This window comes from Providencia sp. 2.29 (genome assembly GCF_015832305.1).
Lineage (GTDB): Bacteria > Pseudomonadota > Gammaproteobacteria > Enterobacterales > Enterobacteriaceae > Providencia > Providencia stuartii.
In genome coordinates, this window is record NZ_CP065420.1 from 244,521 (window position 1) to 263,752 (window position 19,232).

Genomic DNA, 19,232 nt, shown 5'->3' on the forward strand with positions numbered 1-19,232 from the left:
TTAAATACATTTAAAATAATCAAATGGCTCAAAGCATTCGAGACAGCGATATAGCGCTTTGCAGGCGGTCGAGCCAAATTCGCTGATTTTCTCTGTGTGTTGACTGTCGCAACGTGGGCAACAGATTGGCCCCGATTTTTCGGGGTGTTCACAGGCTTTTCCTGCTGGCGGCGCAATACCAAATTCACGCAAGCGTTGTTTGGCGTCTTGGTTCATCCAATCTGTTGTCCATGCCGGCGTGAGAACGACCTCGATTTCCACATTGGGAAACCCGGCATGCTCTAAAACATTTTTGATTTCGTTAATTAAAAATTCAGTTGCTGGGCAACCGGAATAAGTGGGTGTAAACATCACTTTCCAGCCACGAGATGTGGCAAAAACATTGCGGATCATGCCAAGATCAGTAATGGAGAGTGCAGGTAACTCAGGATCGGGGATTTGATGTAGTTGCTGCCAGATCTGATGAATTTGAGGGGGTTGTAACCCGCTGTTTTGCAATCTCTGTTCCATAGCATCACCATTCACAATTTGGATAAGCGCGTTGGACAAACTGTAGCTCGGTTAAAATGAGGCCCAAGTGTTCAGTGTGGTTACCCTGTTTGCCACCTAAACGGTATGCATTTTGTTCAGGCATCGTCAGCGTGGCTTGCGCGAAAGTCTCTGTGACCGTTTCTAACCACTGTTCACGTAATGTTCGAGGGTCAACGGCGATACCTACCTCCGCGAGCGCAATCTCGACTTCATCGGCGTGGAATAATTCGCCTGTAAAGCGCCACAGTTGATCGACCGACTGCTGAATTCGCCGATGGCTTTCTTCGCTACCATCACCTAAGCGGATCATCCAGTTACGGCTAAAGCGTAAGTGGTAGAGCACCTCTTTGAGCGATTTTTCCGCGATGGCTGCCAATTGTTCATCTGCGCTGTGAATTAAGGCTTGATAAAGCGGAACATGGTAGGCATCCATAAAAAATTGGCGTACTAGCGTGTCGTTGAAGCCGCCGTTTGGTTGCTCTACCAGCAGTAAGTTGCAAAACTCACGTTCATCTCGGAGGAAGGCAATTTTATCTTCATCAAACTCTGTTCCTGATAGGGTTGCGGCATACGCTAAAAAGTTTCTTGCCTGACCGAGTAAGTCCAAACCGATGTTGGAGAGAGCAAGGTCGATTTCCAATTCTGGTGCATGACCACACCATTCACATAGCCGTTGAGCCAAGATCAATGCGCTATCGCCTTGCCTTAAAACATATTGTTTGAGTGCTTCATGCTGATTCATATCGTTGCCTCACATGTTTTTGATGCCATCGGGGATGGTATAAAAAGTTGGGTGGCGATAGACTTTGGTGTCAGCAGGGTCAAAGAAAGCGCTCTTATCTTCTGGTTGAGAGGCAATAATATGCGTCGCTTTGACCACCCAAACGGAGCATCCTTCACTACGACGAGTGTAAGCATCGCGTGCATTTTCTAGTGCCATCTGATCGTCAGCGGCATGCAGGCTACCAACATGACGATGCGCAAGCCCTTGTTTGCTCCGAACAAAAACTTCATATAATGGCCAATCTTGATTGCTCATGGTCTTTTCCTTTTATTCTGTGCTAGGCGGCGGATTTAACGGCTTTCTGTTTTCGGCTATGTGCCATGGCACCTTCGCGTACCCATGCTCCATCTTCCCAAGCCTTGCGTTTGGCATGCACGCGTTCGTAATTACAGATGCCTTCGCCTTTAATGACTTGATAAAACTCTTCCCAGTCGATTTCACCAAAGCGGTAGTGCCCTAGCTCCTCATCCCATTTCAGTTCTGGATCTGGAATAGTCATACCGAGGGCTTCCACTTGCGGTACTGTGTTATCAACAAATTTTTGGCGTAGCTCATCGTTACTAAATCTTTTAATTTTCCATGCCATACTTTGTGCACTGTGTGGGGAGTCACTGTCGTTCGGGCCGAACATCATCAGAACAGGCCACCAGAAACGGTTAATGGCATCTTGTAACATGGCTTTTTGTTCATCAGAGCCGTTCGCCAGTACAGTGACAGCTTCGTAACCTTGACGTTGATGAAAACTCTCTTCTTTACAGATTTTCACCATCGCTCGTGCATAGGGGCCATATGAGGCTCGGCAGAGGGCAACTTGGTTAACAATGGCGGCACCATCAACCAACCAGCCAATCACACCTACATCGGCCCAAGTTAGGGTGGGGTAGTTAAAAATAGACGAATATTTCATTTTGCCATCGAGCATCTTTTGATAGATGTCTTGGCGAGTGCATCCTAATGTTTCGGCTGCGCTATAAAGGTAGAGGCCATGACCTGCTTCATCTTGGATTTTTGCTAACAAGATAGCTTTACGTCTCAATGTGGGTGCGCGAGTTAACCAGTTTGCTTCTGGCAGCATGCCGATAACTTCCGAGTGTGCATGTTGTCCAACTTGGCGGATCAGGTTTTGCCTATAGGCATCGGGCATCCAATCTTTTGGCTCAATATTAATGTCGGCTTCGATTTTGGCCTCGAAGTTTGCCTGATTTTGCTCATTCATTGTTTTCTTCCAAATGATTCGTATTAAATTAAATAAAAATAAAAAATGAATCACAATATTTAACATTAATGCTAGGAATCGTTAACAATAAAATCAATCTCATTTATTCTTCTTTTGCGATTGGCTTCACAATCAATTTAAGTTTATTGATTTAAATCATAGGGTTAATTTTATGTAAATTAGTGTGGTTTTTATTTGTTAGTAGCTAATGGATAAGTTTTGTTCTTAATTTGTTAAATTGAGGTTGGCATTCGCTGCCCATATTGTGATACATATTTATTTAATATTTGTGTTTGTTGTTTTTTATTTTGGAGAGATGCCATGCAGCAATTAACAAGTTATATAACGGGGAAGTGGTTATATGGTGAAGGTGAAGGCCGCAAAATTTATCATGCATTGACTGGTCAGGCGTTATATGAGGTTACCACTGCGGGTTTACCTCTGGTTGATTGTCTTGATTACGGTCGGAAAAAAGGCGGGGATGCTTTATCCGCCATGACTTTCCAGCAGCGCGGCCAAATGTTAAAAGCCGTCGCTAAATATTTGCTAGAGCATAAAGCGTCTCTTTATGAAATATCAGCACAAACAGGGGCGACTAAAGCAGATAGTTGGGTTGATATTGAAGGTGGGATCGCAACACTCTTCTCTTTTGCAGGGCTTGCAAATCGCGAGTTGCCAGATGATACGATTTGGCCCGAAGATGAGATGATCCCGCTATCGAAACAAGGCCAATTTATTGCTCGCCATATTTTAACTTCCCGCCATGGTGTGGCATTACATATCAATGCATTTAACTTCCCTTGTTGGGGAATGCTAGAAAAATTGGCACCAACGTGGCTAGCGGGGATGCCTGCGATTATTAAACCTGCGACGGCTTCCGCTCAAGTTACTCAAGCAATGGTGCGCCTGATCGTTGAAAGTGGGTTAGTGCCTGAAGGTGCTATTCAGCTAATCTGCGGGGGGATCGGTGATATGTTTGAATATCTCGATTTTGAGGATGTGGTGACCTTTACTGGCTCGGCAGCAACAGGGCAAAAATTAAAATCTCACCCTCGATTACGTGAAAAGTCGATCCCATTCACCATGGAAGCAGACTCCCTTAACTGCGCAATACTTGGGGTTGATGTTACTCCAGAACAACCTGAATTTTCTTTATTTATTAAAGAAGTGACCCGTGAAATGACGGTGAAAGCAGGGCAAAAATGTACAGCAATCCGTCGTATCATTGTGCCGAAGCCCCAGTTAGAAACAGTTAAACAGGCATTATTAAAACGCTTATCGGGTATCACTGTCGGTGACCCTGCCGTTGAAGGCGTGCGCATGGGGGCTTTAATCAATCAAGAGCAGCGTGATGATGTTCATGAAAAGGTTATGTATTTACAGCAAAACGGTTGTGAAATCCTGTGTGGAGGGGATCTTCAAGAGCTGAATGTGATGGGGGCCGATAGCCAAAAAGGGGCATTCTATCCGCCTACCTTGCTCTATTGCGCCGATCCTTATACTAATCAGGCCGTCCATGAAACGGAGGCATTTGGGCCGGTTGCAACATTGATTGGCTATGAGACGAGTGACCAAGCGGTTGAGTTGGCCATTATGGGAGGAGGGAGCCTTGCGGGTACATTAGTAACGGCAGACACCTCAGTAGCGCAAGATGTTATCCGTAGAAGTGCACGGGCACATGGTCGAATGTTGATTCTGAATGAAGCCTCAGCGGCAGAATCAACGGGGCATGGCTCACCATTACCACTATTAGTGCATGGTGGCCCGGGTCGCGCGGGTGGTGGCGAGGAGCTAGGCGGATTGAGGGCAGTTAAACACTATATGCAGCGAACGGCTATTCAAGGTAGCCCTTCTATGCTGACTGCCGTCACCAAGCAGTGGATCCGTGGTGCAGATGTAGTGACGGATCAAGTGCATCCGTTTAGGAAGTATTTTGAGGATTTAGTCATTGGCGATACCTTATTGACGGCAAGACGCACGGTGTCGGAAGCAGACTTAGTCAACTTCGCTTGTTTAAGTGGTGACCATTTCTATGCACATATGGATAAAATTGGCGCTGCGCAATCATTATTTGGTGAGCGAGTGGCTCATGGCTACTTTGTTGTATCAGCAGCGGCTGGTTTATTTGTTGATGCGGCAGTCGGTCCTGTGATCGCCAACTATGGTATGGAAAACTTACGTTTTATTGAGCCTGTAAAAATTGGTGATACCATCCAAGTGCGTTTAACTTGCAAGAAAAAGATTAAAAAAGCACAAAAAACGGCAGAAGATAAGCCAAATGGCGTGGTTGAATGGGATGTTCAAGTCTTCAATCAAAATAATGTTGCCGTTGCCTTATACAGTATTCTGACGCTTGTTGAGCGCCGTGAAGGGGATTTTTAGCGGCTGAACGGATACGGGGATGATTCGCCCGTATTCAATAGCAGGTTGCGGTGAGGCTAGCCGCTGTCCAGCCTCTTATCAGCAGTCAGAAATTAATTGTGAATAAAGTGCGCTTGGTTCAGTTGGCTAAGCGCATGATTGACGGCAAAGATCTCCCCTCGGACTTCAGGAACACCAAAGGATTTTAGCCGCGCACTGTGCTTTTGTAAGTAAGCTTGAGCTTGCTCTTCTGACGCAAACAGGTAAATACCTCCAGCCTTTTGTGTCGATGGGTTCTCCGTCCAAATTTTCCAGATAAAGCCAGGTTCATCATTGATAGACTCGGCTAATGTTTTCATTGCATCAGCCATCTGCTCTCCCCAAGGGCCTTGATAAGGGAAATCGACCTGTAAAATCACCTGCATAACGACTCCGATTTTTGCTTGTTCTATGGATGAGTAGTAGACAGTATAATCCCTAACTGAAATTATTACTTTGATAATTAATGGTGTTTTACGCTATCGCTTTTTCCTGCTTCAAAAGCGGCTAATGTGGCTAAACGTGCTTGTTTATGGTCAACAATTGGTGCGGGATAATCTAAAGTAACGTGGTTAGCCTCTGCCCACTCATGCGGTGTGTGAATATATTTATCGGGTACGGATTGTAATTCTGGAAGCCACTGGCGAATAAATGCACCCTGAGGGTCAAATTTTTTACCCTGAGTGGTTGGATTAAAAATACGAAACCAAGGTTGTGCATCAGTACCTGTCGAAGCAGACCACTGCCAGCCTCCATTGTTTGCCGCGAGTGTGCCATCAATTAATTGCTGCATAAAATATTGTTCGCCGAGTCGCCAATCAATCAGTAAATCTTTCACTAAAAAACTCGCAGTGATCATTCTTAAACGATTATGCATCCAACCTGTGGTATTGAGTTGTCGCATTGCAGCATCAACGATGGGGTATCCCGTTTGCCCAAGCTGCCACGCTTTAAAGTCAGCATCGGAGCTATTCCACTGAATGTGGTTGGTCCATTCAATAAAAGGCTGGTGGCGGCATAAGCGTGGAAAAGCGACGAGTAGATGATGGTAAAACTCTCGCCAAATTAATTCATTAAGCCATGTGAATGCCCCGCTATCTGGGGAATCAAAAAGCGGTGGATACTCAGCGAGCAGGCGATTTAAACATTGCCGTGGTGAGAGTACCCCAATTGCCAAATATGGGGATAACAGGCTGGTACCCTCAATTGAGGGAATATCGCGATGCTGTTGGTAATGCTGCACTTTTAGGCGACAAAATTGCCTGAGTTGTTGGCGTGCTGCTGATTCACCCGCTGGGAAATGTGGCGCAATATCGACGGCGTGATGCGCAAACAAGGGGAGTGATAGGTCATCGATAGCAAGTGCTTCCCCTCGTGGTTGAGGTGCTGGTAAGGAACGAAAATCGGTGGTCACTAATTGGCTAATAAAGGCTCGACGAAACGGAGTGTACACTTGGTACATTTCGCCTTTCTGATTTGTGACGGATTTTGGTGGTAATAGTAAGGCATCATCAAAAGCATGTACTCGGAAAGCGCGTTGTGGGTGATGAATCAACCATTCGTCTCGCCTATGCTCATTGAGTTCATATTGATGATTGAAATATAGGTGGTCAACTTGCTGCTGTTGAGCAAAATCCAGTACCCATTGTGCGGCACTTAAAAAATCGGGGGTTGTTTGGCAAAACAGAGGGATGCTTAATTTGGCTAGCGAGTCACGAAGCGCAATGAGATTTTGATGCAAAAAGGTGATTTGCCGAGAGGAGAGGTGATGTGCTCGCCATTGTTCTGGTGTAGCCGTAAACACGGCGAGCACTTTAGCATCAGGATCAGCACAAGCAGATGACAGCGCTTTATTATCGGTGACACGAAGGTCATTACGAAACCAGACTAGGTGACAAGCCTGTTTTTTCGCCATCTTCTGCTCCTTTGCCTTACATCAGGTTTAATCCAATTTAGGGTGCTGATTAATTAATGACTGACGCTTTTTCTCTAGCTCAGCGATCTGTTGTTCAATATCTTCAACTTTCTGTTCAATATTGTCATAGTGCTCGCTTAAGATCTCTTTCGCCTCTGCTCTATCAGATGCCGCAGGCGTTGCCCCTCTTAATGGTTTGTTTGCGGTCTCTGGCATAGTAATACCAGTATAGAGGCCAATTAAGGCGATAACCATTAAATAAAAGGCGGGCATATACAGATTATTGGTTGATTCAACTAACCATGCTGCTACTGTCGGTGTGGCACCGGCAATCAAAACTGAAATATTAAAGGCGATTGCGAGGGCGCTATAACGAATGTGCGTTGGGAAAATAGCCGGTAAAATTGATGCCATAACCCCTGTAAAACAGTTCAGTAGCACAGCTAAAATAAGCAAACCAACAAAAATCAAGCCAACAGAGCCGCTATCAATGAGCATAAAGGCAGGATAGGCTAACACTATCAGACCTAAACTCCCTGCAATAACGAATGGGCGGCGACCAATTTTATCGCTGGTTAAACCAATAATTGGTTGGACAAAGAGCATACCAATCATAATGGCAATGATGATCAGCACACCATGGTCAGCAGAATAGTTTAGGTTATGCGACAGGTAACTTGGCATATAAGTCAGCAACATGTAGTAAGTCACGTTTGTTGCGATAACTAAACCAACGCAGATCATCAAACTTTTCCAATATTTAGAAACGACTTCACGGAAAGAGACTTTCGGTGGATTTTGAATATTGGCTTTATCTTGTTTTTCGAGCGTTTCAATGTGTTGTTGGAATGCTGGGGTCTCTTCAAGTGCATGGCGTAAATACAGGCCAATGATACCTAAAGGCAGTGCAAGGAAGAAAGGGATCCTCCAGCCCCATTCGTGGAAGTTTTCTTCACCAACAATACTTGAAATGAGTACCACAACACCAGCACCTAGCACGAAACCTGCGATAGAGCCAAAGTCTAACCAACTTCCCATAAAACCACGTTTACGGTCAGGTGAGTATTCGGCAACAAAGATAGCTGCACCTGAATACTCTCCACCCACGGAGAAGCCTTGGGCGAGTTTTGCTAACAATAGTAGGATAGGCGCCCAGATACCAATAGTCTCATATGAAGGGATCAAACCGATACTGAAGGTACTGATCGACATAATGATAATGGTGACGGCTAAGACTTTTTGTCGGCCATACTTATCCCCTAGGATACCGAAGACGACACCGCCGAGCGGTCGAACTAAGAAAGGAACAGAGAAAGTGGCTAGAGCGGCGATCATCTGTACGCTCGGTGATGCGCCAGGGAAGAAAACTTGACCGAGTACATAGGCTAAGAAACCGTATACCCCAAAGTCAAACCACTCCATCGCATTACCCAGCGACGCCGCAGTGATGGCTTTTTTTAATTTTCCATCATCAATGATAGTAATATCATTAATATTTAAAGGCTTTTCTTTTTTCTTTTTGAACTTCATGGAACCATCCTTTTATCTGAATTTCGAAACGTAATGAATTGCATTCATGATCTGTGTGGTCCATATCTCTATATCTTGCTCGCGCCAGATAAAAACAGAGATCGTTATATTAGAATAGTCGTTATCTGTAGAATGCATCAATATTTTATTTATCACTGGCAAAGATCATCAATATGACGAGTGTTTCATATCGAATTTGCTAAGACGACTTGGGGAAAATCACCGCTAACAATTGCGCAGAGAAGAGCAGGGAATAGAGAAGTGTTGTGAGCTAGTTTGTTGTTGTGCATTTTGTAAAAAAAGCAAAATGAGAACCTTTATGTGACTTAAACAGGTCATCAATAATACAATAATATCGATTAAATGTAAAATGTCGGTTATTTATGCTGATTTTAGTGGCTTTATTAATTTTTTAACCTTGCTAAAAATACTTAATTGGTTTTTATACTTAGTGTGTTGTTTTTTAATAAAAAATTGCGATGTGTTTAATGCTTAATAATATGATGCTTATCTTAAATTTTTTACAAGAGGGGGAGTTATGCAGCAGCGCGCAAAAATATCGCGTTTGACCTATTGGTAAACCATACCATTTATCCGATGGAGGGTATGGAATTTGAGTTATGTATCGATAGCTATTTTTGAGTCTTATTTCTGGTTTGAATTTCGTGAATATTTCTATTTTGATGCCAGCTTCTTGCACTTCAATCACCAATTTAAATATTCTGGTACCTTAACCAATACAATTATTTATCTTATTTTTACTCCTCTAGGATAATCAACAAATTACTTATCATTATCGATATTATTTATTAAATACTCTTATTATGACTGGTTATTAAATAATTGTTAATGTTATTGTTTTTTGATATTTCAGCGCACAATGAATATTTAATTTATGCTGTATCTAGATTCTTCTTTTGATATTAGTGGAGGATTGTTCTGTTCTTAATAGCTATTTGTTTTCCTCGGTAGGAACCGCAAATTTAATTCGTTACACTAAGTTTAAAGTGCGTAAATTGGTTTAATAATGATGATGTATTACAGAGAAAATAGATTTGATGCTCTGTGAATATTTTAACCTAATCTGACTGGAAAGAGTGCCATTATGAAAAAACAGACAGTTGCATCCTATGTCGCGAAAGTCCTAGATAATGCTGGTGTGAAGCGCATCTGGGGCGTTACGGGTGATTCACTCAATGGGCTGAGTGATAGCTTACGCCGTCTTGGCACAATCGAATGGTTAGGCACCCGTCACGAAGAAGTTGCAGCATTTGCCGCAGGTGCAGAAGCGCAAATGACGGGTAAGCTAGCCGTTTGCGCAGGCTCTTGTGGTCCGGGTAATATGCACCTAATCAATGGGTTGTATGATTGCCATCGTAATCGCGTGCCTGTATTAGCAATTGCTGCACATATCCCTTCTAGTGAAATCGGTAGTAACTACTTTCAAGAAACGCACCCAACAGAGCTATTTCGCGAATGTAGTCATTATTGCGAACTGATCTCTAACCCTGAGCAGCTTCCTCAAGTGCTTGGGATTGCGATGCGTAAAGCGATTCTAGAAAAAGGTGTCTCTGTCATTGTACTGCCAGGAGATATTGCGTTACGTGAAGCACCGGAAACAGCAAATGATACATGGTATCAGCCGCAAGCTCCGTTGATCATGCCTCAGCCTGCTGAAATTGCGAAGTTAGCGGATGCACTGAACCAAGCACAAAATATCACCCTATTTTGTGGGGCAGGCTGTGCTGGTGCACATGATGAAGTGATTAAGCTGGCGGAAACATTAAAAGCGCCAGTCGTGCATGCACTACGCGGTAAAGAGCACATTGAGTGGGATAACCCATATAGCGTTGGTATGACGGGGCTGATTGGTTTTTCATCCGGCTACCATGCAATGATGAATGCCGATACGGTGGTGTTACTGGGTACTCAGTTCCCATACCGCCCATTCTATCCTCAAGGGGCTAAGATTATTCAAATCGATATTAATGCAGGTAGCTTAGGCTCCCATTGCCATATCGATATGGGCATGATTGGTGACATTAAAGCCACTTTGACCGCATTGCAACCTCACTTAGACGTGAAACAAGATAGGCACCACTTAGATAGCGCATTGAAACATTATACCGAAGCGCGTGAAGGTCTTGATGATTTAGCAAAACCGGGTAAAGACGGTGTGATCCACCCTCAATATTTAGCAAGCCGGATCAGTGCATTGGCGAATGATGACGCGGTATTTACCTGTGATGTGGGAACGCCAACGGTATGGGCGGCTCGTTACTTAAAAATGAATGGTAAACGCCGTTTGATTGGCTCGTTTAATCATGGGTCAATGGCAAATGCGATGCCGCAAGCGATGGGGATCCAATCTGTCGATAAACAACGCCAAGTTGTGACCATGAGTGGTGATGGCGGTTTTAGTATGTTGATGGGGGATCTGTTGTCACTGGCACAAATGAATTTACCTGTGAAAGTCATTGTTCTGAATAACGGCGTGTTAGGTTTTGTCGCTATGGAAATGAAGGTAGGTGGCTTCTTAACAGAAGGCACTGATCTCCATAATCCTAATTTTGCGGCAGTTGCCAATGCTGCTGGGATCAAAGGGATCCGCGTTGAGAAGAGTGAAGATGTGGATGCCGCATTGAAGGAAGCTTTCGCTCATGATGGCCCTGTTGTTGTCGATGTTGTCACAGCAAAACAAGAACTTTCTATGCCACCGACAATTAATTTGCAAGAAGCAAAAGGTTTTAGCCTATATATGCTCAAAGCCATTTTAAGTGGTCGTGGTGATGAAGTTGTTGAATTAGCGAAAACCAACTGGTTACGTTAATCGGTCATTTTGACTGATCTGCTTTGCCGAATTAGGCAATTTACGCAGCCAACCAATTAGGGTTGGCTGCTATCTGTATGAGGGAATTAATACCCCGCAGCCGATTGGCTACGCCATAAATGAGCGGCAACTAAGGCACGCCATGGCGAAAATGCCTCTAACCATTTTTCCGTCTCTTTTGCTGTAGGCTGGCTCTCTGCGCCAAGCAGAGACTGCAAATTGCGCCTCACGGCCACATCGCCATGTAACGAGCCATCGAGGTAGTTAAAACCGCGTAAAAGCGCATAATTTACCGTCCATGGGCCAATACCTTTAAGGCTGACTAATTGGTCGGTCAATATCGTGACATTATGGTTGCTGATAGGTTGTGATAGGTCGATTTGCTGACTTAACAGTGCGTGACAAAGCGCTCGTATGGTGATGATTTTACCAGTAGAAAACCCAGCTTGGCGTAGTGATTCATCAGTCACTTTTGACACCTGCTGTGCATCTGGAAAACACCAAATGCCCGATGAGTGTTTTGAACCAGTGGCTTGAATAAAGCGACGACGTATTGCAATCGCGGCTGTTACGCTGATTTGTTGGCCAATAATCGCCCACACTAATGCTTCAAATGGGCTTGAAGATTGATATATTCGTAAACCTTGTTGTTGCTTAATCAGCTTACCGATAATGGGATGTGATAAATATTCCGCTTCAAACTGTTCGACGGCTTGCCGTAAACCGAGCATATGTTTCCCTAGTTCAACAACATCGTATTCGCTGGGCCGATTTTTAGCGTTATCAATATCAAGGATAATGTGTGCCTTGTCTTTATCAATCTCAATAAGTAATTGAGCTGGAGAGTGCGCCCACAATATACCTTTGCGTAATAAATTACCTTCAACAATTTCGGCAATATTATGTTGATCTCTTAAATGAAAGGCGAAAAAGTCATTCGTCTGATAATGGGGAGGTAGAGACAGCTGGGCGGTTATTTTTGGCATAGAGTAGGCCTTATCGGGATTATTATTTTTATGGACAAAAAATATGAGGTTATTTTGATATTTTTCGTATTTTGGCTTTGATAATTTTTAATTCAAAGGTGATATTTTAATCGAAAAGCGTTAGATTTATATAAAATAAATTTTCCATTTAAGTTAACTATTTGCATTGAGGTTAAACTAAAAAGCAAGGAGCTAGCCATGAACCAATCTGAAGAACATCTCTCCTCAAGTAAAATTAATGAGGGTTCAGATCAAAAAACGGATTGCCCATCAGTAACGGTTGAAAATGAGCCTCTTTCTTCTGAACCCGTCGGTTTTGGGGGATGGCTACTAATCCCTATGTTAGGATTATTTCTTACGCTAATTATCACTCCTTATACTTTATTGAAAGACCTTCCAGAGCAGCTAGAAGGTTTGGAGAAGATGACTGACCCTACGTCATTATCATTTATTCCAATGGCTAGGGAGTTCATATATTTTAACTTACTCTCGAGTGCATTGATTTATGGCTTATTGTTATTCGTATGTTATCTCTTTATTTATAAGAAAAAATTGGTGATTAAAGTCATTATTCTCTTTTACGCGAGTGACTTCATACTATCCATAGCAAGTGTCGTTTTATTGAGTTCATTATTCTCAATATCAGCAGAGGATGAAGATATTGTAGATATTGTCGGTAGTGGGATACGCCTCTTTATTTGGGGCTTATATTTCTTAGTTTCTGTCAGGGTAAAAAATACGTTTGTTAATTAAGTAATAGCGATACTGAATATCGCGAATGTGAGGGTGCATGATTTACTGTAAAAGAGTCTATGATGCCGTTTCGTCTGAAGATGGATACCGTGTATTGGTTGATAGGTTATGGCCAAGAGGGATAAAAAAAGTCGCGCTCGATTATGATGAATGGAATAAAGACGTTGCGCCATCCAATGAGTTACGTAAATGGTTTCATCAACATCCTGACCAATTCGATAAATTTGTTGAAGACTATCATCAAGAATTAAGTCATCATTCAGCGGCTTGGATGCCTCTTGTAGAGAAAGCGAAGCTAGGCAATCTCACCTTGCTGTATAGTGCTAAAGATAAGGTGCATAATCAGGCACACGTATTGAAAGCATATTTAGAACGCTGTATTAAGTCACAAGAATAAGGTTATTAATCAGATGGATGTCAACACACCCGCAGTCTTAACGGGCCCTCAAAAAACACCACTACAAGGCATTAGAGGATGGCTTATTTTACCTATGCTGGGTCTGTTTTATATGCTTTATCAGACTATCATCATGATGTACTTAGATATCCTACAAGTTAAATCAGCTTGGCACCTTGTGACGAATGAGCAATCTGATTTTTATGTCGATGGGTTTTCAAACGCTTTTTATATGCTACAAATGGCCCAAGGTATATTGATAGTTTTGTTGGCGTGGAACGTTATCGCAGCCCTCAAAGGCCTAAAAATCGCGAAACCTTTATTTATTATCTCGATGCTATTTTATACCGTGATGGTTGTTGTTTCGCGCTTTGTTTTCCCAAATATTTTTGGCATTGAAATTGAGTATAGCTACATTATTAATGTGGTAAATAGCTGTTTCTACTGCTTTATCTGGATCCCCTATGTTTTGATGTCAGATAGAGTCAAGCAGACGTTTATTCACTAGTCGCTCGTTGGCTGCCAGTAGGCAGCCAATGGCATAAAAAGGTTAATTTGCCAGCACTAATTCATTGGTCATCCCACATTGTTCGACAAAAGTCTCATCATGCGACACCAAAAAAAGCGTGCCTTTGTAGTCGCTGAGTAATCCTTCCAATAATGTTTTTGAATCTAAATCAAGGTGGTTATCGGGTTCATCCAGTAACAATACCGCAGGGGGGGTTGGGCTATGGGTTAGCGCTAATAGCGTCGCTTTTAGTTGTTCACCACCGCTAAGTTGGCTAAGTGGTTGGAGTGACTTATCCCCTCGGATCCTGAGCATACCCAATTGGGTGCGCCATTGTTCAACGGTAAATGCAGGTTGATAGCGTTGTAGCGCTTCCGCGACGGGGAGGGTTTTATCCAATAAATTGAGATGTTGATCGAGATAACAAAATGCAGGGTTAATTCGGTATTCTCCGGATATCGCAGCAATCGTCCCCGCAAGGGTTTTTAACAATGTTGATTTACCGCTGCCATTACGGCCTTTAATGTGCCAATGTTCTCCTGTATAGGCAGTGAAAGAAACAGGCTCCGTGTAGCCATAAGGCAGTTGTAGCTGAGAGGCAAAAATCGTGACCTTACGACCATCTGGCTGGTAATTTAACGTCATTTTCTGTTGTTTATTATGGATCTGTTTGTCTTGTACGTCCTGTAATTGGCCTTGTAAATCGTTCATAACACGCTGATGGCGTTCAGCCACGTTAGATTGTCTTTTTTGCGCACGATTGGTTTGCATATCCAGTAGCAATAAGGACTGAGAGCCACTATAACGAACTTTTTCGCCTTGTTTGCGTCGTTGCTCTGCTTTTTGCAACGTGGCGTGTTGTTGGCGTTTTTCTTGGCGGATTTGGTTGTCTAGCCGTTCGGTTTTGGCCTCAATGGCTGCCATAGCAAAATGTTTTTGTTCTTCATAAAGGGCATAGTTGCCGCCATATTCATGTAGCCCTTTATCGGTTAACTCAAAAATCATTTGCATATGAGCCAGTAAAGCTCGGTTATGAGTAATAACCAAAGAGCCTGCTTTATGTTCTGCCAATTTATTGCTTAGCCACTGGCGACCCTCATGGTCAAGGTGGTTATCGGGTTCATCTAATAACAGAAAATGGTCTTTATGTAAGAAGGCTCGACATAATGCAAGACGAGTTCGCTCACCACCACTTAAGTGATTAATTGGAGCATCTATCATCACGGGTAATTTGGCTGAGTCCAATAAGCTCTGCCAAATGGCAGGTAAGTGCCATTTATCTTCCAATAGCTCTAAGTCCTCCATAGTCGCATTACCCGAATCGACTCTTGTAAATGCATCGACCAAGGGGCTAACACCTAAAGCGTCTGCGATGGTATCTCCTTCTAAGCGTGTGAGCTGGTCAACGTGCATAAAAGGCATCGCCCAACTAACGTAGCCTGAGGTTGGTTGCATTTGTTGAGCAAGTAGCCGCATTAATACAGACTTTCCTTTGCCATTGTTGCCAATTAACGCATTTTTTTGGCATATCAAGGAGCCATTTAAGGGGGGAAAAAGCGCTGTTTGGTGAAATTCGATATTAAGTTGTGAAAAATGACAAGCAACAGTCATGTGTACCTCCTGAGAGCAGGGGGCAGACAACAGCGTGCTATCTTTCAAGAAATGAGACGATTGATGACCATTGTCTGCCAAAAACAGAAAAAGAAATACCGTGTTGGGTATCTGTAAGCATTTTCTGGCAGATCTCAAATCATCGTCGGGGAATACCTTTAGCTAGGTGGAAGAAAGAGTGATTTGATTATTTAATCAAACTCTATGCGTTTAGGCAACTGATAAAGTAGTAGGTATTGTGCTCTATGGGTCAGTATAAATTCCAAAAGAAAAGCCAGCCGATGATAAACCGACTGGCTTTTGGTGCATTGCCAACGAGATTTTTACAACTAAACTGTGGCTGGTTGAGCGACGTTCACATGCTCTGCCAACCATTGTGCGATGCGCTGTTTTTCACTTTCGTTCAGCCACATGCCCAATTTGGTACGACGCCAGATAGCGTCATCTAATTCAGTAACCCACTCATGTTCGACTAAGTAACGTAGCTCTGCTTCATAGACGTTATGACCGAATGCTTCGCCAAGATCGCTGAGTGAGTTAGCGTCTTCGAGGATCAACTTGCTTTGACTACCGTATGTTCTTGCAAAACGTAGAGCAAGGCCTTCTGGTAGCCAATTGTAACGTTGACGTAGTAAGCGTGCATAACCATCACGATCACAACCTTCAATATCACCGCCAGGCAGCACACCATTTTTAGTCCATGCTGCACCTGCATTTGGGTAGTAAGGCGCAAGTTTACCGACAGCCGCTTCTGCGAGTTTACGATAAGTGGTTAATTTACCGCCGAAAACAGACAGCAGCGGTGCTTTGCCATTTTCATCGTGAATATCGAGTGTGTAGTCACGTGTAATGGCTTGTGGTGAATCAGACTCATCGTCACATAATGGACGAACCCCTGAGTAATCCCAAACAATATCCGCTTTGCTCAACTGTTTTTTGAAATGATCGTTATAGACTTTTAGTAAGTAGTTCACTTCATTGTCATCAATACGAACATTTTTTGGATCGCCTTTGTATTCGACATCGGTGGTGCCGATAATGGAAAATTCATCCATCCAAGGGATCACAAACACAATACGGTTGTCTTCATTTTGTAAAATATAAGCTTGTGGCTCATCATGAGCGCGAGGCACAACAATATGGCTACCTTTGATAAGACGAATGCCATAAGGTGATTTGAGTTTCAAACCATCGTCAAAGAACTCTTTTACCCATGGGCCAGTGGCGTTAACTAAACCTTTCGCCTTCCAAGTTTCTTTTTCACCAGTGCGCAGGTCTTCTGCTTCAACCACCCATAAGCCATCTTCACGATAGGCTCGAGTGACTTTTGTACGTGTGCGAACCTCACCATTTTTACGTACTACTTCTTGAGCGTTTAATACAACCAAACGCGCATCATCGACCCAACAGTCTGAATATTCGAAACCTTTGTTAAGTTCTGGCTTAAGGACGGAATTTTGACCAAATTTTAACCCTTTACTGCCGGGCAAGCTGGTACGTTTACCCAAGTGATCATACAGGAATAAGCCAATACGGATCATCCAAGCTGGGCGTAAGTGAGGTTGGTGCGGCAGACGGAAGCGCATTGGAAACGCAATGTGTGGCGCAAGTTTTAATAACACCTCGCGTTCAGCAAGTGCTTCACTCACAAGGCGAAATTCATAATGCTCAAGATAACGTAAACCACCGTGGATCAGTTTTGAACTCGCAGATGATGTCGCACTTGCTAAGTCTTGAGCTTCAAGCAGCAATACAGATAATCCACGGCCAGCGGCATCTGCCGCGATACCAGCGCCGTTTATACCGCCGCCGATTACAATCAAGTCTTTAGTTTCCATGCATCCCCCTGAGATGTTCGAAACGTTTTCTATAATGTTCGTTTTCGCTCATTTGATTGTAATCAAAATCGATTAATATGCCAACTGTTAACCAACAAAAAACAACAACTCGTGATAAAGGTAACAAATTATTTTCAATAACCACACATATACTGTGACTATTTTTACAAAGTGAAAATGTTCGAACATTAACGAAAGAATGTCATTGAGAGCGTTATCGAGAGGGTTAACGAAAAGGTTAAGTTTGGCAGGAAAGGAAAGATGGTAGCCGATACTACCATCTAGATTAAAGTATTAGCACAGCTCGAGTTGTACATTGTGCTGTTCAATCACTTTTTGAATGCTTTCAGGTGGTAGCTTGTCGGTAAATAAATGATCGATCAGATTCATATTGCCGAGGTTGACCATGGCATTACGACCAAATTTTGAGTGGTCAGTGACTAGCATCACACAACGTGAGTTTTCGATAATTGCGCGTTTGGTGCGCACTTCGTGATAATCAAACTCAAGTAGTGAACCATCCATATCAATGCCGCTGATCCCTAAGATACCGTAATCCAGCCTAAATTGTGAGATAAAATCCAGAGTTGCCTCACCAACAATGCCGCCATCGCGTGAGCGTACTTCGCCACCCGCGAGGATCAAGCGGAAGTCTTCTTTTGGCATTAGTAGTGTGGCGACGTTTAGGTTGTTGGTCACGACCCGTAGATTTTTATGATTCACCAGTGCATGAGCCACGGCTTCAGGGGTTGTACCGATATCGATAAATAAGGTTGCACCATCAGGGATCTGGCTGGCAACGCGTTGAGCAATGCGAGCTTTTTCATTTGACCACATGATTTTACGGTCGTGATAGGCCGCATTAACCGAGCTAGAAGGCAGGGCTGCACCACCATGGTGGCGCTGGATCCTATTTTGTTCTGCGAGGTCGTTGAGGTCACGGCGGATCGTCTGAGGGCTAACCTCGAAATGCTCAACAAGCTCTTCAGTGCTCACATAGCCCTGAAGGCGAACGAGTTCGATGATTGCATCATGTCTCTGGGTCTGTTTCACGGTGTTAGCCTCTAACTAAATATGTATGTTCTATCTGGAGCGATGGGATGTAAAAGTATGTCGATTATCCCATATTCCCATCAATAATCCGATAATTAACCCCGATATATGTGAGGCATTTGCGATATCAGGACCTAAAATTTCTAAGTTACCTAACACGAGCCAAACAACAACTAGAATGATTAACCCTCTCGGAGCACTGACCTCTTTTTCGGGTTGACGTTCACCCATTAGCCAAACGTAGCTGATCAGCGCGTAGACAACCCCAGATAGTCCACCAAAATTAGATGCACTATACAGCGATTGCCCCCAATTACAGAATAAGGCAGATACTAAAAAGATCGTTAGTAATTTACCGGAGCCTAGCCTACGTTCAACTTGGCTAGCTAAATACCACCACAAAACGAGGTTAAAAATGAGCTGAGATAGGGAAAATTGAACGAATGCAGGGCTAAACCACCGCCAAAGTTCAAATTGCTGCCCTTCCCGTGGCCATGCAAGATAACGTAGCACATCAAGGTGCTGGGTTATGGCTAACCAAAAATAAACGCCAGCACAGATCAGTATGACGGCGATGGTTAAAGGACCTGATTGTGCTTTGAGATTAGCCAAGGTCAAAGTGTTGCGATATTTAAACGCGGTTTGGGTGTTACCTATTTTCCAGCTTGCTTCGGTATAACGGGGGTTTGATGGATCTTGCAAAAAAAGGTTAAGCTCTTGCTGTACTTTTGCGAGATATTGCTCATCTTGAAGCCAAAGCTCTATTTGCTGCTGCTCTGGAACAGGATGGACTTTTAATTCGATATGTTGGCTTGCCATATAATCGACAAAAGCCTGGGCCATTCTGGGATTTGTGAATGAAACAACATGGATCATGAAT

General features: G+C 43.4%; 17 protein-coding genes. 5 read left to right on the top strand and 12 right to left on the bottom strand.

Annotated elements, in window-relative coordinates; translation table 11 throughout:
• From paaD to paaA, 4 genes are read right to left on the bottom strand one after another with little or no spacing between them, the layout of a single operon-like run.
• On the bottom strand, window positions 1–510 hold the full coding sequence (gene paaD, locus I3B46_RS01030) for a 1,2-phenylacetyl-CoA epoxidase subunit PaaD (protein ID WP_014657032.1): 510 nt from the start codon (window positions 508–510) through the stop codon (window positions 1–3).
• 4 nt (window positions 511–514) lie between these two features.
• Window positions 515–1,273, bottom strand: coding sequence for a 1,2-phenylacetyl-CoA epoxidase subunit PaaC (gene paaC, locus I3B46_RS01035; protein ID WP_014657031.1), 759 nt, complete (start codon window positions 1,271–1,273; stop codon window positions 515–517).
• A gap of 9 nt (window positions 1,274–1,282) precedes the next feature.
• Window positions 1,283–1,570, bottom strand: a complete 288-nt coding sequence (gene paaB, locus I3B46_RS01040) for a 1,2-phenylacetyl-CoA epoxidase subunit PaaB (protein WP_004923482.1) — start codon at window positions 1,568–1,570, stop codon at window positions 1,283–1,285.
• A gap of 22 nt (window positions 1,571–1,592) precedes the next feature.
• A complete protein-coding gene (gene paaA / locus I3B46_RS01045) occupies window positions 1,593–2,531 on the bottom strand; it encodes a 1,2-phenylacetyl-CoA epoxidase subunit PaaA (RefSeq protein ID WP_036944051.1) in 939 nt (312 codons plus the stop codon).
• Window positions 2,532–2,852: 321 nt separating this feature from the next.
• Here paaA and paaZ point away from each other — a divergent pair, with 321 nt between their 5' ends.
• Window positions 2,853–4,913: a phenylacetic acid degradation bifunctional protein PaaZ gene (gene paaZ / locus I3B46_RS01050; RefSeq protein WP_004923491.1), complete on the top strand. Its 2,061-nt coding sequence runs from the start codon at window positions 2,853–2,855 to the stop codon at window positions 4,911–4,913.
• Window positions 4,914–5,005: 92 nt separating this feature from the next.
• Here the strand turns inward: paaZ and I3B46_RS01055 are convergent, their stop codons facing one another.
• From I3B46_RS01055 to proP, 3 genes are all read right to left on the bottom strand, one after another.
• Window positions 5,006–5,317: a monooxygenase gene (locus I3B46_RS01055; RefSeq protein WP_014657028.1), complete on the bottom strand. Its 312-nt coding sequence runs from the start codon at window positions 5,315–5,317 to the stop codon at window positions 5,006–5,008.
• A 77-nt stretch (window positions 5,318–5,394) separates the two neighbouring features.
• A complete protein-coding gene (phrB, locus tag I3B46_RS01060; RefSeq protein ID WP_014657027.1) occupies window positions 5,395–6,846 on the bottom strand; it encodes a deoxyribodipyrimidine photo-lyase in 1,452 nt (483 codons plus the stop codon).
• A gap of 27 nt (window positions 6,847–6,873) precedes the next feature.
• A complete protein-coding gene (gene proP, locus I3B46_RS01065) occupies window positions 6,874–8,376 on the bottom strand; it encodes a glycine betaine/L-proline transporter ProP (RefSeq protein ID WP_004923504.1) in 1,503 nt (500 codons plus the stop codon).
• A gap of 1,105 nt (window positions 8,377–9,481) precedes the next feature.
• On the opposite strand from proP, the gene poxB reads away from it, so the two are divergent.
• Window positions 9,482–11,206 (top strand): ubiquinone-dependent pyruvate dehydrogenase, encoded by a 1,725-nt coding sequence (gene poxB, locus I3B46_RS01070; RefSeq protein ID WP_004923516.1) that lies wholly within the window; start codon window positions 9,482–9,484, stop codon window positions 11,204–11,206.
• Between the two features lie 86 nt (window positions 11,207–11,292).
• On the opposite strand, the gene I3B46_RS01075 is transcribed toward poxB, so the two are convergent.
• Window positions 11,293–12,192: a DNA-3-methyladenine glycosylase family protein gene (locus tag I3B46_RS01075; protein ID WP_053110255.1), complete on the bottom strand. Its 900-nt coding sequence runs from the start codon at window positions 12,190–12,192 to the stop codon at window positions 11,293–11,295.
• A 198-nt stretch (window positions 12,193–12,390) separates the two neighbouring features.
• On the opposite strand from I3B46_RS01075, the gene I3B46_RS01080 reads away from it, so the two are divergent.
• The 3 genes from I3B46_RS01080 to I3B46_RS01090 are packed head-to-tail and all read left to right on the top strand — an operon-like array spanning window position 12,391 to window position 13,850.
• On the top strand, window positions 12,391–12,945 hold the full coding sequence (locus I3B46_RS01080; protein ID WP_053110254.1) for a DUF2569 family protein: 555 nt from the start codon (window positions 12,391–12,393) through the stop codon (window positions 12,943–12,945).
• A 37-nt stretch (window positions 12,946–12,982) separates the two neighbouring features.
• Complete coding sequence (locus I3B46_RS01085) at window positions 12,983–13,342, top strand: DUF488 domain-containing protein (protein ID WP_004923526.1); 360 nt, start codon at window positions 12,983–12,985, stop codon at window positions 13,340–13,342.
• A 13-nt stretch (window positions 13,343–13,355) separates the two neighbouring features.
• Window positions 13,356–13,850, top strand: coding sequence for a DUF2569 family protein (locus I3B46_RS01090; RefSeq protein WP_053110253.1), 495 nt, complete (start codon window positions 13,356–13,358; stop codon window positions 13,848–13,850).
• A 42-nt stretch (window positions 13,851–13,892) separates the two neighbouring features.
• On the opposite strand, the gene I3B46_RS01095 is transcribed toward I3B46_RS01090, so the two are convergent.
• From I3B46_RS01095 to glpG, 4 genes are all read right to left on the bottom strand, one after another.
• Complete coding sequence (locus I3B46_RS01095; RefSeq protein WP_104873061.1) at window positions 13,893–15,461, bottom strand: ATP-binding cassette domain-containing protein; 1,569 nt, start codon at window positions 15,459–15,461, stop codon at window positions 13,893–13,895.
• A 329-nt stretch (window positions 15,462–15,790) separates the two neighbouring features.
• On the bottom strand, window positions 15,791–17,299 hold the full coding sequence (glpD, locus tag I3B46_RS01100) for a glycerol-3-phosphate dehydrogenase (protein ID WP_163761895.1): 1,509 nt from the start codon (window positions 17,297–17,299) through the stop codon (window positions 15,791–15,793).
• Between the two features lie 294 nt (window positions 17,300–17,593).
• Complete coding sequence (locus tag I3B46_RS01105; RefSeq protein ID WP_004923543.1) at window positions 17,594–18,352, bottom strand: DeoR/GlpR family transcriptional regulator; 759 nt, start codon at window positions 18,350–18,352, stop codon at window positions 17,594–17,596.
• 30 nt (window positions 18,353–18,382) lie between these two features.
• Window positions 18,383–19,228: a rhomboid family intramembrane serine protease GlpG gene (gene glpG, locus I3B46_RS01110; protein WP_014657022.1), complete on the bottom strand. Its 846-nt coding sequence runs from the start codon at window positions 19,226–19,228 to the stop codon at window positions 18,383–18,385.
• Window positions 19,229–19,232 lie beyond the last annotated feature (4 nt).